Genomic DNA, 14,222 nt, shown 5'->3' with positions numbered 1-14,222 from the left:
ATCTACGTCGACGTCGCGGTGATGGTGTACGTGATGGTGCCGGTAGCAACGGGATTGGGCTGAGCTGTCCCGGTCGGCATGGTCACGCTGATGCACAGTTGATCGGTCTGCCCAGCGATGACGGCGGTTGTCGGTCGCGCAATCAGTGACCGATTGAGACCGGGGAAGACTTTCGATGTTCCGAGTCCCGTCACCGTGCTGATCGGGGTTCCACTACATGCGCCGGACACAGGCGCACCGGCGTGCACCGAAGAGTTGAGAAGATTCCCGAGAGTGGCATTGCTGGCCAGAACAGAAATGGTGTAGGAATTGGCGACCGAACCCACGTCGTTGGTCACCAGAAGCCCGGCCGCAACTGTATCTCCCGGCCAAATCGCAGGATTGGCCAGCGTCGTGCTGAACGCAGACGGATTGTTGTCGATGGCAGGACTTCCCACCTTGATGTCGAGTCGACCCGTCGTGAACACACCCGACGTGGCGATCGCTGAATCCGACCATGCTGCAAGGGTTCCCACCGCGCCGAGTCCGAGCACGATGCCGATCGACATGATGGCCCGAGCGCGAGCGCTGATGAGCGCGGAGCCGAACCGTGCCAGAACCGCCTCCAGGCCGGCGGTGTCACTGTGACGCGACATCAGGGCTGCGCCCCTTCCATATCCGTCCGCGCATCCGAATTTTCCGGGCAAGCGGCGCTATCACTGTTTTCCCACTGCAGAACCAGATCGATTCGTGCAGTGGAGGTGCGGGTGTCGTTGCCGGCCGACTCGGCCATCGCAACCGAGGCGTCGATGCGATTCTTCTCCCCTGCCGCTATGGCGATCAGTGCACACGATTCGACCAGTTCACCGCCGCCGATGGAGATGGTGAGAGCTCGAAGGAACCCGGGATTGTCGCTGTCGAGGGTGAGCCGGACACGGCCGTCCTTGTCGGTGTCGTTGAACACGTGAAACTGCGATTCGCGCACATCCCCGGGAACCCACCGAATGTCGTTGTCGAACAACGGGCTCCGAAAGCTCGTCGCCCAATTCTCCCCGTCGTCGCTGTACTTGACCGTCTGCGCGGGAGTCGATCCGGCACCGAGGAGCAACACGACCGCGATTCCGGCGAAAGCTGCGGTGCACGCGACAAACGTCCGGCGCTTCATGTCGACGGTTCCCTGCGGGTTCGGTGCCGGTCGACGCCGGCTCCGATGAACATCGCCAGCGCGTAACCGACCAAACCGACGACGATGACGGTCACCGTGATTTTCCGTTGTTCGCCGTTCAGCCAGTTGTTGACATATCCCATGTACGGGAGCGAATACCAGACCGCGCCGCGAATCTGCCCGATCTGTACTGGGTTTTCGTCGTCGGACCCGTTGTTGTCACCGCGGGTGATGAACGTCTGCTCGCCGCGCCCGCTCTGTCTGGTGGCGACGATTCTGTGCGTGACCACCTCGGGGTCGTTCGACCGCAGCTGATACGTCACCGGCGTCCCCACCGTCAGCTCTCTCGGGTCGACCGGTCGCACGACGATCAATTCACCAGGCGGATAGGTCGGACGCATCGACGAGGTCAGGATCGTGTACGGCGTCGAACCGGTGAATCGCGGAATCACCACCGTCGCAGCAAGAATGGCGAGCATGACGGCCAACAGCGTGTAGGAGACCATGCGACTGATCCACCACCACGCCCCGGTGTGTTCGTCCTCGTCCTCGCGCGCAGAGACGACTGGGATGACGTCGGTGTCGTCGGTGGTCATGCCTGATCCGCTCGGAAGGAGAATGTCACCGTGGATGTGGCGGTCTGGGGTGGTGAATCGGACGTGGTGAGGCGAAAACACCACACCTCGTTCGATCCGGGTGCGAGGAGGCGCGCCGCGGGTGCGACCGGTATTTGAGCACCCGCGGCGTTCGCGTTGTACAGGACCGAGGCTCCGGTCGGCGCACCGGTGGCGGGGCATGAACCAGTGCTGGAGATGGTGCTTGCCGTGAGCACGAAGGGCAACGGGCCGTTCACAGTAGTGTTTTGCAACCGGAAGACGAACGGGGTGGTTCCGTTGTTGCGAATGAGCAGTGGCGCTTGCGCGAAACCGTTGGGCGCGAGAACCCCGTTACCCAGCCCCGGGATCGGGAAGTTCTGCACCTCGGCGGACCCCTGCGGGCCGAGCTTGATGTCCAAGGTGCCGGAGTCGAGGGTGCCACCATCGAGTGTTTCCTCGTCACGCCACAGCGCGCCCGTCGTCTGTGCTGATCCGAAGACCAGCACAGCGACGGACGCGGCTGCGAGTGCCCAATACCGGCCGTGCTTCATCGTCACGGCAATGGAGCGGGACGAACCTGGTCGAGTGTCAGGGCGATGTCAGCGAGGCTGACGCTCTCGTCTTGCGCGATGAGTCCGCCAGTACCGATATCGAACGGGATCGTGACAGCGACCGTGATGAGAGTGGGCGATGCAGCCCCGAGCGGCAGGCTCACCGGAGCGCCGTTCGGCACGTTCGCGCCACCGTTGACTGACACAGTTGCACCGGCCAAAGCTGCTTGGAGCTCGGCATCACCTGTAACGTCGGCGAAATCGGCGGTGATACTGGCAAGAAGATTGTCTCCGGCCCAGGTGACGTTGTAGTCGGTCGTGTACTCGAGAACGTCGCCCGGCACGATGAGGAAGCCGGAAGGGTCGGCACCAATGGACGTGCCGGACGTCGTCTCGGTCCAGTTGGCCGTGTTCGCGACCGGATCGAAGTAGAGCTCGCCCGAGTTGATCGTTCCACCACCGAGTGTCTCTTCGTCCTGCCAGAGAGCAAGCGATCCCAAACCGCCGAGCAGCAGAACCGCCGCCGCGCCCGCCGCTACAGCGCCTTTGGTTGCCTTGTTCATTGTTTCAACTTTCTTCGGTGGCCCTGACGAAGAGGGCGGTTGAGGACCCCAACGGGTCGGTGCCCCTTGTGTCAAAAGGGCTGCGCAACAGGGTGCGTCGATCATTGTTTCTCCTAAACCGGGCGGTCTGTTACCCCTATTGGGATAAAAGTCCGAGAGTTTTCTTATGCCCGATTTTGTGGACCGACTCAATACGGGCAGTTACATCTACAACATGACTGTAAAGATGAAGCGCTTCCGGAATCGGTCGAATCGGACTTCACGCCACGTCTGGACAGTGGTCTGAACCCGAAGAGCCGACTGCGGTTCAGCGCGAAATCCGACCTGAGGTTTCTTTGTCCCGATCGGCGAATTCAGTGGCTTCGGACCGCAGGAAGACAGCAAAAAACCCCGAGGCAGTGTGCCTCGGGGCTTTTCGGTAACGGGTTCGGCTACCGCAGGATGTCTCGACGGACGATGGTTTCGTCGCGGCCCGGTCCCACACCGATGCACGACATGTACGCGCCCGACAGTTCCTCGAGACGCAGGACGTAGTTCTGCGCGTTGATCGGCAGTTCTTCGAATGTCCGGGCACCGGAGATGTCTTCCCACCAACCGGGCATTTCTTCGTAGATCGGCTTCGCGTGGTGGAAACCGGTCTGCGTCATCGGCATTTCGTCGTGACGGACACCGTCGACGTCGTAGGCGACGCAGATGGGCACGGTGTCCAGGCTGGAGAGCACGTCGAGCTTGGTCAGGAAGTAGTCGGTGATGCCGTTGACGCGGGTGGCGTACCGAGCGATGACTGCGTCGAACCAGCCCGTACGTCGGGCGCGACCGGTGGTGACGCCCACCTCGCCGCCCTGCTTGGCCAGGTACTCACCGTGGTTGTCGAACAGCTCGGTCGGGAACGGACCCGAACCGACACGCGTCGTGTAGGCCTTGAGGATGCCGAGGACCGTGGTGATCTTGTTCGGGCCGATGCCGGAGCCGACGGACGCACCGCCTGCCGTCGGGTTCGACGACGTCACGTACGGATAGGTGCCGTGGTCGACGTCGAGCAACGTGCCCTGCGATCCCTCGAGCAGAATCGTGTCGCCGCGCTCGAGCGCGAGGTTGAGCTGCAGGCGCGTATCGGTGATGCGGTGCTTGAATCCCTCGGCCTGCTCGAGCACCTCGTCGACGACCTGCTGTGGATCCAGCGCCCGGCGGTTGTAGATCTTCGAGAGCACCTGGTTCTTGAATTCCAGTGCGGCCTCGACCTTTTGGGTCAGGATCTTCTCGTCGAGCACATCCGCCGCACGCACGCCCACGCGGGCGAGCTTGTCCTGGTAGCACGGGCCGATGCCGCGCCCGGTGGTGCCGATCTTCTTGGCTCCGAGGAAGCGCTCGGTGACCTTGTCGATGGCCACGTGGTACGGCATGATCAGGTGCGCATCGGCGCTGAGCAGCAGGTTCGAGGTGTCGACGTCGCGCTTCTCGAGGCCGTCGAGCTCGGTGAGCAGCACACCCGGATCGACGACGACACCGTTGCCGATGACGTTCTTGACGCCCGGCGTCAGAATTCCCGACGGGATCAGGTGCAGTGCGAACTTGTCGCCGTTGGGAAGAACGACGGTGTGGCCGGCGTTGTTGCCGCCTTGGTAGCGAACCACCCACTGAAGTCGTTCGCCGAACAGGTCGGTGGCTTTGCCTTTGCCTTCGTCGCCCCACTGGGCGCCGATCAGGACTATCGCCGGCATGTGCTCTCCTACGTTGCTTTCGTGCAAGGACGTGCTGCAGATGTACTCGAGCGAATGCAGCAGTCACCATTCGTCGCAGGCGCGACAGTGGCCGGGGGAACAGTCTAGCCGAGGCGGTGAGCTGGCCCGCATGCCGCTACGGTCGACGCAGAACGAGGGCACTATGGTCGTGACGAGGATTCATCGGAAGATCTAGGAGCGCCGTGACACCGTTCGTTCTGCAGTGCGGCAACCCGCTGCTGCCGATCACGCTGACCGACGTCCCACTGCGCAACGCCGACGCAGTACCGACCGACGACGATTGCAGCGCGATCTTCTCCGACATCGAATCCGCCCCCGAGCCACGCATCATCGTCCTGGGCGATGATGCGTCCCTCGCCGCGCTGCTGACGCGCCTGATGCGCACCGAACGGCTGCACGTCGAAGTCGCGTTCGTGCCGGAGAACGCAACCGATGCCGCTCACATCTACAAGCTGGGCACCGGGTCACGTGCCGCCAAGGTCGCCTTGACGGGCACTGCGTCGAGCACACCCCTCATCCGCGACGATGCAGGCAAGGCCGTCGTCGGGAGGGCTCTGCTCGGCGGTGCCGACGGAACCGACCTCGAAGGCGAGGCCTATGTCGACGACACCCGGTTGTTCTCCGGCGTCGTGCCCGGAGTCGAGGTGGCTCCCACCCCGGACATGCCCGGCCTCCGTGCACGCGTGGTCGGCCGTCGCCGATTTCTGCCGCGCCGCTGGGTGAGCGGCCGCGCCATGCAACTCGGCTCCCCCGCCGCCGAACTGACCCGCGACGGCATCGCCGGCGGCAAGGCAGTGAAGCGGTCGACCTTCTACCGCCACCATCAGGAGTGGTTGCTGGTCCGATGACCGTTCCGGTGCGGCGCGGTCCCGTCCTGCCCAGTCCGATCTTCGTCGCGGTACTCGCCATCGCCGGAATCGGCGGTGCTCTTGCCTGGACGGCAGAAGACGTCACGTCCGTCGCCGCGCGCATCGGAGTGTTCGTACTCGTTCTCGCCGGGTGGATCGCGTCGGTGTGCCTGCACGAATTCGGACACGCCTACACCGCGTTTCGAGCCGGTGATCGCGAAGTCGAGCTCCACGGCTACCTGACCCTGAACCCGCTGAAGTACACCCACCCGCTGCTGTCCATCGTTCTCCCGGTGGTGTTCATCGCGATCGGTGGGATCGGCCTGCCGGGCGGTGCCGTGTACCTGCGCACCGGCCAGTTCTCGGCGTCGACCCAGCGGCGCATCGCCCTGGCCGGCCCGTTCGCCAATGCCGTTCTCGCCGTTGTTCTTCTGACGGTCATCAGGCTGTTCGGCACAGACGGCACCAACGCCGCCTTCTGGTACGGGCTCAGCTTTCTGGCGTTCCTGCAGATCATGGCCACGATCCTCAACCTGATCCCGGTGCCCGGACTCGACGGATACGCCGCCCTCGAACCCTCGCTCTCGCCCGCCACCCGTGCATCGCTGAACCAGTTCAAGGGATACGGAATTCTCGTCCTCGTTGCGCTGCTCTTCGTGCCGGCCGTCAACGCCGCCTTCTTCGGAGCGATCTACACTATGTTCGGATTGTCGGGGGTCCCCGAGTTCTTCGCGGGCAACGGCAACTACCTGATGCGATTCTGGATCTGACAGGTCCAGCGGGAAAGAGTGCACGATATCGAGCGCAATCGGCGGGATTCCGTCTGTTCGGGCAGGTTCCGTGCATTCTTTCCCAACACTGTCGGTGGCGGATCGCATAATGTGCGCATGACAACGTGGAACGAATTCTCGGCAGCGGCCCCGACACTCGCGTCGGCGGTGCGGGCTCGATTCACCGCGCACAAGCACCATGTTCTTGCGACGCTACGAGCAGACGGCTCAGCGCGCGTGAGCGGAACCGAGGTGGAGTTCGTGGACACCGGGGTGCTGCGACTCGGATCGATGCTCGGTGCCGCCAAAGCGCGAGATCTTCAGCGCGACGGCCGATTCGCACTGCACAGCAATCCCGGCCATCACTCGATGGAGGGCGGCGACGCAAAGATCAGCGGAATGGCCGCAGAGATCACCGATCCTGCTGTGCTGCAACCGATATTCGACGCGGCTCCCGGCGAACTCGTGCCGTATCACGTGTTCGACCTCGACATCGGCGAAGTCGTACTGACGTCACTGGTGGACGATCACATGCAGATCGACGTCTGGCGTCCGGGAACCGAGGTACGCACCGTCACCAGGTGAGCTCTTCCTTGCAGGTTCGGCCGTGTGCGGTCGGCTCGACCTGCACGGTGGCGTGGTCGAGTCCGTAGGTAGACAGCAGTGAGCGCGCGCGATCGAGCACCATCGACGACGAACCCTCGCATTCCAGGTGCACGGTGGCCACGTCCATTCCGGTGGTCAGGGTCCATACGTGCAGATCGTGCACTCCCGTCACTCCGGGAAGGGCACTCAGGTCCCCGGTCAACGCGTCCACGTCGACATCGGCGGGGCTCGCCTGGGTGAGAATGCGCAGTGCCGACCCGGCGAGCTTGATCGCACGCGGCACCACCCACAGAGAGATGAGCACGCCGACGACGATGTCGACCCAGGTCCAGCCGAACACCACCATGAGCACACCGCCCACGAGCACACCGACGCTTCCGACGGCGTCGGCCAGTACCTCCATGTAGGCACCGCGAACGGCCAGGGAGTCCTTCGCATCGCCGCGGATGAGCATCATGACGACGATGTTGGCGGCAAGACCGGCCGCAGCGGTCAGAATCAGCGGAAGACCGGGGATCTCGGGCGCATCGCCGATGCGAGATATCGCCTCGTACATGATGAACGCCGCAACCCCCAGCAGCAGAACGGCATTCGCGATGGCGGTCAACACCTCTGCCCGATGCCAGCCGAAAGTCCTTGCCGCTGCAGCACTTCCCTTCCGCGCAAGGACGAGTGCGATCAAACCCATCGACATTCCGAGTACGTCGGTGAGCATGTGGCCGGCATCGGCGAGCAGACCGAGCGAACCTATTGCCACGGCAACGGTGGCCTCGACGACGAGGAACACCACCAGAACCGCCAGAGCGACGACCATCTTGCGAACCCGAGATCGGGGCGGCCCCGCACCTGCGGGCGAGTGACCGCCCACGCCGTGGCTGTGTCCGTGACCCGCGCCCATGACTCCCCCTCGTGACTGCAACGACTTCAGGCAGTCACCATATGCGTACATACGCATATATGCAATGGTGCGCTCGGGTCACAACTCCGGCGGGACGTGCGGATGCTTGACCGTCGGCGGAAGCGTCGCCAACGCGGAAATACGCTTGAGCCCGGCGACCTGCAACAGATCGACGATGATCGACCGCAACTGAGCGAGCACCACCGTCGCCGACAACCCGGCGTTCGAGATCAGTTCCGGCTTGGCTCCGGCAGCAACCGACCGCAACACCCGCGCGGCCTCCGCCGCATCCGGCTTCTGCCCCGGATCGGCGAGAATCATCTGGCGTAGGACTTCCACCGCATGCGCCAGCTTCTCCACCTCGTCGACCACCCGCGGGTCCAGAATTTCGTCGTCGCGCACCAAGGTCAGCGACCGCCGTGCCAGCACCCGAATATTGCGAACCGCGTTGTCGATCGGATCGGCCGTCGCGGCGAGCGCTGCAAGACGATTGCGATGATTCCAGTACATCGGCGAAATTCGTGCGATCTCGCGACCGCCCTTGAGGTCGGTCCGTAGAGCATCGATACCGGACTGCGTCGCCCGAGCCTTGCGCAACGCATCCTCGATGGGTTTCGGGTCGTTGGCCACCAACCCGTCGGCCACCTTCTGCAACACACTCGCCGCGGTCGCCAACACGTTCGCCGCATCCTTACGCGCCCGCCACACCGGATGCGTCGGGATCAACGCCACGATCGCGATGCCCACCAGCCCGCCGACCAACGCGTCGACCATGCGGTTGGGGCCACCCATGTTGCCCGGCGGAATGAGCGTCGCCACCAGTACCGCAGACGATCCGGCCTGCATCGCGATGATGGGACCGCCGTCGAGGAAGACTGCAGCCGACATCGCCAACACGACCACCAGCGCAATCTGCCACGGCCCACTGCCGATCAGCGAGATCAACAGATCGCCGACGCCGATGCCGACCGTCACGCCGGCCACCAGCTCGGCCGATCGACGCAACCGCGCCCCCAGAGAGACACCGAGCGAGACGACGGCCGCAATGGGCGCGAAGAACGGACGTTCGTGACCGACGAGATCCGTGGCGACGAACCACGCGACCCCGGCCGCCAACGCGCACTGCACGATGGGCAACAGCGACAACCGCAGGCGCTCGGTACCCGCCTTCATCCGGGTTCGGCCACGCGCCCGGCTCGCGCGGGCCCGATCAGCCCAGGCCGAGCGCTTCCGCTGCTTTGGGATCACAGTCTTCGAGGAGGTCGAGGCAGCGGGCGTACTCGTCGTGCTCGCCGATGTCGCGGGCGGCTTTGGCGAGGACTGCGACGCATCGGAGGAATCCGCGGTTGGGCTCATGGCTGTACGGGACCGGCCCGAATCCCTTCCATCCGTTACGACGCAACTGGTCCAGACCTCGGTGATAGCCGGTACGCGCATAGGCGTACGCGGTGATGGTGGCACCCGATTCGAGAGCGGCCTCGGCGAGATACGCCCACGCGATCGACGCCGTCGGGTGGGCCGCAGCAACCGTCTCGGGGGCCTCGTGATTCAGCAGTGCGGATTCGGCCTCGTCGTCGCCGGGCAACAGCGTTGGTTGAGGTCCGAGCAGATCACCGAAAGAAGTCATGGCGCTCATTGTGCCCCTACGTCACCCAATCGTGTCCGAACACCCCCGGCGGCGCTCACGCTGCGCTGCGCACACGGTCGATAGGCTGCCAGCTGACGAAATTTCGGACTTACAGCTTTCGAGTAATTCGGTGAACGAGGGAGAACGCATGCCGGACGAGAAGAAGAATGCGCCCTCCGAGGCCGACGCAGCCACCGAGAAGATCGACCTGGGCAAGAAGAAGCAGGTCGACGAGCCCGCCGACACTCCGACCGAGAAGATCGCCACCACTCCAGCCGAGGAACCGGCAACAACGGAAGCGAAGCCGGTAGCGAAGCCGACCGCAGCCCCGCGTCGCATCCCGCCGCGAAACCCATCCGAAGCTTCAACAAAAGATGTTGCGGCAGAAAAGAAATCACCAGCATCGGTGCCGCAACCAGTCGGGCCGAGGAAGATCGAGCCACGGCAACCAGGACCGAAGCAGGCCGGTCCCCAGCGCATCGGACCCGCGCCGACGGAACCCGGCAAACCGAGCCAGAAGAAGTGGTGGGCGGCACTGGTGGCCGCGGTTGTCGTGATCGCGGCAGTGGCCGCCGGTGCGTACCTGCTGATCGACCGCACGAGCGTCGAGGACTCACCGGAAGCGCAGATTCGCACGACCGTCGAGTCGTTCACCAGGGCGCTGGCCGCCGGGGATCTGGCGACGCTACGCAGCACGTCCTGCGGAGACCTGGCGACGTTCTATCGCGACATCCCGGATGCGGAGTTCGCCGACGTGCATCGAGTGTCCGTGGAGCAAGGCAACATCCCCACCGTCGACAGCATCGACGCCATCCAGGTCACCGACGACTCCACGGCGATCGCCCAGGTCATCGCCCACACGGACGCCAACCCGAACGATCGCTCGCCGCGCACCTTCGACCTGAGCCTCGACGGCGATCAGTGGAAGGTGTGCAGCTGAGCGCCCATGTGAGTGGAACTTCGTAATCCACTACGAAGTTCCGCTCACATGCGGCGCAGCCGCTTATCCGGCGCTGACGCTGCGTCCGGCCGACTTCAGGTCGTTGCAGGCCTCGATCACACGGGCCGTCATTCCGGCTTCTGCCTTCTTGAGGTAGCTGCGCGGATCGTAGGCCTTCTTGTTGCCCACCTCGCCGTCGATCTTGAGCACACCGTCGTAGTTGGAGAAGAAGTGTCCGGCGATGGGGCGGCTGAATGCGTACTGGGTGTCGGTGTCGACGTTCATCTTCACCGTTCCGTACTCGAGCGCCTCTTCGATTTCGCTCTTCGCCGAGCCCGATCCGCCGTGAAAGACGAAATCGAACGGCTTCGAGCCCGATGCCAGGCCGAGCTTCTCGCTGGCCACACGCTGACCGTCGGCCAGAACGGACGGCTTGAGCTTGACGTTGCCCGGCTTGTAGACGCCGTGCACGTTGCCGAAGGTGGCCGCCAGCAGGTAGCGCGAGCCGGCGTCTCCGGCACCGAGTGCCTCGACGGTCTTGAGGAAGTCCTCGTTCGACGTGTACAGCTTGTCGTTGATCTCGGCCTCGACGCCGTCTTCCTCGCCGCCGACGACACCGATTTCGATCTCCAGGATGATCTTCGCGGCCGCAGCGCGGGCCAGCAGATCCTTCGCGATCTCCAGGTTCTCGTCGATCGGCACGGCCGATCCGTCCCACATGTGCGACTGAAACAGCGGGTTCTTGCCGGCGTCGACGCGCTCCTGCGAGATCGCGAGCAGCGGACGCACGTAGGTGTCCAGCTTGTCCTTGGGGCAGTGGTCGGTGTGCAGCGCGATCGTGACGTCGTATTCGGCGGCCACGACGTGGGCGAACTCGGCGAGAGCGACAGCGCCGGTGACCATGCTCTTCACGCCCAGACCGGAGCCGAATTCTGCGCCGCCGGTCGAGAACTGGATGATGCCGTCGCTACCCGCGTCGGCGAAGCCTTTGATGGCGGCGTTGATGGACTCGGAACCCACACAGTTGATTGCCGGGAAGGCGAACTTGTGTTCCTTCGCCCGGCCCAGCATCTCGGCGTAGACCTCGGGAGTTGCGATAGGCACGGCGTCATTCCTCCAATGGAAGTTCGATAGTGAAAGTCGATTGTGTCCTGTGCAGTATGGCAACCTCCGGGCTCGGTGTCGTGCGTGCCCGCTAGGGGAAGCGTCGTTCGGACCATGGCGGTACGTCACCGACTGTTCAGGAGTTGCCGGTTTCGGCCGGTAGTGTGGGCGCGGTGAGTCTTCTTGCTGCTTCGGAATCGGTGACGACGAATCTGGCCCTGTTGCCCGGTTTCCTCGATCCGGTGAACCTGCTCAACTCCTTCGGTCACTGGGTCCTGATCGGTCTGCTGCTGGTGGTGTTCATCGAGTCCGGCCTGCTGTTTCCGTTGCTGCCCGGCGACTCGTTGCTGTTCACCGCCGGCCTGATCGCGGCGTCGAAGTCCACCGAGATCGAACCGTTCGCGTCCATCTGGACGCTGGTCATCCTGATTCCCATCGCGGCGATCCTCGGTGACCAGGTCGGTTTCCTCATCGGCACCAAGGGCGGTGCCGCCCTGTTCAAGAGCAACGACGCCCGGTTCTTCAAGAAGAAGTACATCGACGAGTCGCACGTCTTCTTCGAAAAGCACGGGCCGATCACGATCATCCTGGCGAGGTTCGTCCCCATCGTGCGGACGTTCGCTCCGGTCGTCGCCGGTGCGTCGCACATGAAGTACTCGCTGTTCCTGACGTACAACGTCGTCGGCGGCATCCTGTGGGGCGCGGGTGTCACTGTTCTGGGGTACCTACTCGGACAGATCGCGTTCATCCGCGACCACGTCGACATCATCTTCCTGCTGATCGTCGCCGTCTCCGTACTGCCCATCGTCATCGAGGTCGGCAAGCGCATGATCAAGGCCCGCAAGACTCCACTCGGGGAAGCAGCCGACGCGATCGAAGCCGACGCCCCGGACTCCAAGTCCTGATCCGAAAGCGATCGAGCCCGTGTCACTGAGCGTCACAGCATTGACCGCCACCGCACTGCAGACCGTGTCCACCGAGGCCGTCGGCAGTTTCGGACCGCTGCAGTCCGCGGGCCCGCTGGTCGTGTGGGTGATCGTGATGGCATTCGTGTTCATCGAATGCGCGGTGATCATCGGTCTCTTCCTACCCGGCGATTCGATGCTGATCACGGCGGGCATCGTCATGGCGACGCACGCGTCGGGCACCGGCCACATCTGGGCTCTCTCGGTCGGTGCGATGGTCGCGGCGATAGCCGGCAACCAGGTGGGGTACATGATCGGCCACCGAACCGGTTCGACGCTGGTGGCCCGCAAGAACGGCAAGTACCTCAACACCAAGAACCTGCACAAGGTCAATCTGCTGCTGGAAAAGCACGGATTCTGGGCGGTCCTCGTCGCGCGGTGGATCCCGTGGGTCCGCACGCTGTGCCCGATGGTCGCCGGTGCCGCGAAGATGGATCACCGTCGCTACACGATCGCCAGCACTCTGGGCGCGATCATCTGGGCCCCGGTGCTGTTGCTCGTCGGCTTCTACTTCGGCTCGTTCATCCAGCGCATCCCGTGGCTGATGCCTGCGGTGCTGATCAGCATGATCGTGCTGCTGGTCGTCGGAACGGGCCTGGGTATCTGGCAATACCGCAAGGAAATGGCGCGTCCGGAAGAGACGATCGTCGTCGACGAGGTTGTGGAGTAAGACCCGCGGAACGACCTAAAAGCCCGCGGGAGTGCAGCCTGCGGAACGACCTAAAAGCCAGCCGCACAGACGCGGTAGGCCGCTTCCATGAGCATCCAGCCGCCGAGTTGCACGGACAGGTCGCGTTCGGGCACCTGGGACGGTCGGACCGTTCCCTCGGCGAAGGTGGCGATGTGCAGGCCCTGCCCCGGGAATCGGGCTTCGCGGGTCCAATCGGCACCGAACAGTGGGTTGTCCTCCACTTCGAGCCGGTTCTCCCATGCGGCCTCGGCCGAGGCGAGGACGATTGCGGCCGCAACTTCTCGTGCACGGCCGTCGGCGTCGGTGTCGCCAGGTAGTTCGGTGGCCACCAGCGCGAGGTAGCGCGCGAGAATCGGGTTGAACAGGCCCCCGTCTCCTCCGCCGCCGCCGGTGATGACGAGGTTGCGGGTGAGGTGGTTCTCGACGGCGTCGACCAGAGCGTGGACGCGCTGCGCGTGCCTCGGCTCGCCGAGGCGGAGAGCGAGTTCGGTTTCCAGGCCGAGTGCGACGCCCTGGCAGTAGCTGTAGATCGCGCGTTCGACCTCGCCCGACTTGCCTGCGTCGACGAGGGCGCGGGTGGAGTGCATACCGTCGAGGATCAATCCGGTGCGCGAGTCACGCAGGGTTCGGTCCATCCAGTCCGACATCTCCTGGGCGCGCCAGAGCCGACCCGTGCGGGCGAGCATGATCGCGGCCGGGCCGTTGGCCGGCGCGTTGTAGAAGTCGGATTTCTTGCGCCACGGGATGCCGCCGCCCTCGACCGGAGCCCAGGCGTCGAACAGTTCCATCTCGATCTGCTGGATGCCGCTGCGGTTTCCGACGAAGTGCTGACGCTGCGCACGTTCGAGAGCCAACCCGAGCCAGGCCATGTCGTCGTAGTAATTGTTGGTCCAGCCGGTGAGGTTCCGGGTGCGGTGCGCGCGGGTGATCTTCGTCAGGCGTCGACGACGTTTCGTGGTGAGTTCGCGGTCGGCTGCATCCACTGCGCAGTCGAGCAGGTGTGCCTGCCACCAGTAGTGCCAGCGCAGGAATGCACGCTCACGCTTGACGGGCGGCCACGCGACCACTCCGAGCGCCGTACCGGGCAGTCCCCACAGCCGACGCATGTGCCGTGCGACGACGGCCCCCTCCGCGGCGTCGGCACGCTGCGACCACAACTCCTGCATACCCGCAATCC

Annotated in this window: 17 protein-coding genes; 6 read left to right on the top strand and 11 right to left on the bottom strand. The window is 64.2% G+C overall.

Features of this window, described 5'->3' with window-relative positions; genetic code table 11:
- Positions 1–2 precede the first annotated feature (2 nt).
- The 6 genes from QM588_RS19125 to QM588_RS19100 form a co-directional block, all read right to left on the bottom strand.
- Positions 3–635, bottom strand: coding sequence for a SipW-dependent-type signal peptide-containing protein (locus tag QM588_RS19125; protein ID WP_032388978.1), 633 nt, complete (start codon positions 633–635; stop codon positions 3–5).
- Entirely contained in the window at positions 635–1,144 is a 510-nt protein-coding gene (locus QM588_RS19120) for a hypothetical protein (RefSeq protein ID WP_052066463.1), read from the bottom strand. Before QM588_RS19120 ends, QM588_RS19125 begins: the two co-directional genes overlap by 1 nt.
- Complete coding sequence (locus tag QM588_RS19115; protein WP_032388977.1) at positions 1,141–1,740, bottom strand: signal peptidase I; 600 nt, start codon at positions 1,738–1,740, stop codon at positions 1,141–1,143. Before QM588_RS19115 ends, QM588_RS19120 begins: the two co-directional genes overlap by 4 nt.
- The gene (locus QM588_RS19110; protein WP_032388976.1) at positions 1,737–2,291 is read right to left on the bottom strand and encodes a hypothetical protein; all 555 of its coding nucleotides are present in this window, start codon (positions 2,289–2,291) and stop codon (positions 1,737–1,739) included. The genes QM588_RS19115 and QM588_RS19110 overlap by 4 nt, the downstream gene beginning before the upstream one ends.
- 2 nt (positions 2,292–2,293) lie before the next feature.
- A complete protein-coding gene (locus QM588_RS19105; protein WP_032388975.1) occupies positions 2,294–2,854 on the bottom strand; it encodes an alternate-type signal peptide domain-containing protein in 561 nt (186 codons plus the stop codon).
- Positions 2,855–3,285: 431 nt separating this feature from the next.
- The gene (locus QM588_RS19100) at positions 3,286–4,575 is read right to left on the bottom strand and encodes an adenylosuccinate synthase (protein WP_027494295.1); all 1,290 of its coding nucleotides are present in this window, start codon (positions 4,573–4,575) and stop codon (positions 3,286–3,288) included.
- A 203-nt stretch (positions 4,576–4,778) separates the two neighbouring features.
- Here QM588_RS19100 and QM588_RS19095 point away from each other — a divergent pair, with 203 nt between their 5' ends.
- The 3 genes from QM588_RS19095 (at position 4,779) to QM588_RS19085 (ending at position 6,799) form a co-directional block, all read left to right on the top strand.
- Positions 4,779–5,444 (top strand): hypothetical protein, encoded by a 666-nt coding sequence (locus QM588_RS19095; protein WP_052053266.1) that lies wholly within the window; start codon positions 4,779–4,781, stop codon positions 5,442–5,444.
- Entirely contained in the window at positions 5,441–6,214 is a 774-nt protein-coding gene (locus QM588_RS19090) for a site-2 protease family protein (protein WP_283315666.1), read from the top strand. Before QM588_RS19095 ends, QM588_RS19090 begins: the two co-directional genes overlap by 4 nt.
- A 117-nt stretch (positions 6,215–6,331) precedes the next feature.
- Positions 6,332–6,799 carry a pyridoxamine 5'-phosphate oxidase family protein gene (locus QM588_RS19085; protein ID WP_283315664.1) on the top strand — a complete coding sequence of 156 codons (468 nt, stop codon included), beginning with the start codon at positions 6,332–6,334 and terminating at the stop codon, positions 6,797–6,799.
- Here QM588_RS19085 and QM588_RS19080 read toward each other — a convergent pair.
- From QM588_RS19080 to QM588_RS19070, 3 genes are all read right to left on the bottom strand, one after another.
- Complete coding sequence (locus tag QM588_RS19080; RefSeq protein ID WP_283315663.1) at positions 6,789–7,718, bottom strand: cation diffusion facilitator family transporter; 930 nt, start codon at positions 7,716–7,718, stop codon at positions 6,789–6,791. The genes QM588_RS19085 and QM588_RS19080 overlap by 11 nt on opposite strands.
- Before the next feature lie 78 nt (positions 7,719–7,796).
- A complete protein-coding gene (locus QM588_RS19075) occupies positions 7,797–8,891 on the bottom strand; it encodes an FUSC family protein (protein ID WP_048316520.1) in 1,095 nt (364 codons plus the stop codon).
- Positions 8,892–8,928: 37 nt separating this feature from the next.
- Positions 8,929–9,345, bottom strand: coding sequence for a DUF3151 domain-containing protein (locus QM588_RS19070; protein ID WP_027494301.1), 417 nt, complete (start codon positions 9,343–9,345; stop codon positions 8,929–8,931).
- Positions 9,346–9,493: 148 nt separating this feature from the next.
- Here QM588_RS19070 and QM588_RS19065 point away from each other — a divergent pair, with 148 nt between their 5' ends.
- Positions 9,494–10,285: an Rv0361 family membrane protein gene (locus tag QM588_RS19065; RefSeq protein ID WP_283315659.1), complete on the top strand. Its 792-nt coding sequence runs from the start codon at positions 9,494–9,496 to the stop codon at positions 10,283–10,285.
- A gap of 63 nt (positions 10,286–10,348) precedes the next feature.
- Here the strand turns inward: QM588_RS19065 and fbaA are convergent, their stop codons facing one another.
- The gene (gene fbaA / locus QM588_RS19060) at positions 10,349–11,389 is read right to left on the bottom strand and encodes a class II fructose-bisphosphate aldolase (RefSeq protein WP_027494302.1); all 1,041 of its coding nucleotides are present in this window, start codon (positions 11,387–11,389) and stop codon (positions 10,349–10,351) included.
- A gap of 164 nt (positions 11,390–11,553) precedes the next feature.
- Between fbaA and QM588_RS19055 the strand changes: the two genes are divergently transcribed.
- Together QM588_RS19055 and QM588_RS19050 are read left to right on the top strand one after the other, a co-directional pair.
- Positions 11,554–12,294 (top strand): VTT domain-containing protein, encoded by a 741-nt coding sequence (locus QM588_RS19055; RefSeq protein ID WP_371828753.1) that lies wholly within the window; start codon positions 11,554–11,556, stop codon positions 12,292–12,294.
- 64 nt (positions 12,295–12,358) lie between these two features.
- A complete protein-coding gene (locus QM588_RS19050) occupies positions 12,359–13,024 on the top strand; it encodes a DedA family protein (RefSeq protein WP_027494304.1) in 666 nt (221 codons plus the stop codon).
- 50 nt (positions 13,025–13,074) lie between these two features.
- Here the strand turns inward: QM588_RS19050 and QM588_RS19045 are convergent, their stop codons facing one another.
- Positions 13,075–14,211 (bottom strand): glycoside hydrolase family 76 protein, encoded by a 1,137-nt coding sequence (locus QM588_RS19045; RefSeq protein WP_283315655.1) that lies wholly within the window; start codon positions 14,209–14,211, stop codon positions 13,075–13,077.
- Between the last annotated feature and the right edge of the window lie 11 nt (positions 14,212–14,222).

Origin of the sequence: Rhodococcus sp. IEGM 1354, assembly GCF_030056855.1 — a bacterium.
Lineage (GTDB): Bacteria > Actinomycetota > Actinomycetes > Mycobacteriales > Mycobacteriaceae > Rhodococcoides.
The sequence above is the reverse complement of the archived record's forward strand: the minus strand, read 5'-3'. Positions and strand labels throughout refer to the sequence as shown.

Bases quoted from the DNA above. Each gene is read 5' to 3' on its own strand.
- QM588_RS19120 (WP_052066463.1), bottom strand. From the start codon at position 1,144: ATGAAGCGCCGGACGTTTGTCGCGTGCACCGCAGCTTTCGCCGGAATC.
- QM588_RS19085 (WP_283315664.1), top strand. From the start codon at position 6,332: ATGACAACGTGGAACGAATTCTCGGCAGCGGCCCCGACACTCGCGTCG.
- QM588_RS19075 (WP_048316520.1), bottom strand. From the start codon at position 8,891: ATGAAGGCGGGTACCGAGCGCCTGCGGTTGTCGCTGTTGCCCATCGTG.
- QM588_RS19065 (WP_283315659.1), top strand. From the start codon at position 9,494: ATGCCGGACGAGAAGAAGAATGCGCCCTCCGAGGCCGACGCAGCCACC.
- QM588_RS19110 (WP_032388976.1), bottom strand. From the start codon at position 2,291: ATGAAGCACGGCCGGTATTGGGCACTCGCAGCCGCGTCCGTCGCTGTG.
- QM588_RS19080 (WP_283315663.1), bottom strand. From the start codon at position 7,718: ATGGGCGCGGGTCACGGACACAGCCACGGCGTGGGCGGTCACTCGCCC.
- QM588_RS19115 (WP_032388977.1), bottom strand. From the start codon at position 1,740: ATGACCACCGACGACACCGACGTCATCCCAGTCGTCTCTGCGCGCGAG.
- QM588_RS19125 (WP_032388978.1), bottom strand. From the start codon at position 635: ATGTCGCGTCACAGTGACACCGCCGGCCTGGAGGCGGTTCTGGCACGG.
- QM588_RS19090 (WP_283315666.1), top strand. From the start codon at position 5,441: ATGACCGTTCCGGTGCGGCGCGGTCCCGTCCTGCCCAGTCCGATCTTC.
- QM588_RS19105 (WP_032388975.1), bottom strand. From the start codon at position 2,854: ATGAACAAGGCAACCAAAGGCGCTGTAGCGGCGGGCGCGGCGGCGGTT.
- QM588_RS19070 (WP_027494301.1), bottom strand. From the start codon at position 9,345: ATGACTTCTTTCGGTGATCTGCTCGGACCTCAACCAACGCTGTTGCCC.
- QM588_RS19100 (WP_027494295.1), bottom strand. From the start codon at position 4,575: ATGCCGGCGATAGTCCTGATCGGCGCCCAGTGGGGCGACGAAGGCAAA.
- QM588_RS19045 (WP_283315655.1), bottom strand. From the start codon at position 14,211: ATGCAGGAGTTGTGGTCGCAGCGTGCCGACGCCGCGGAGGGGGCCGTC.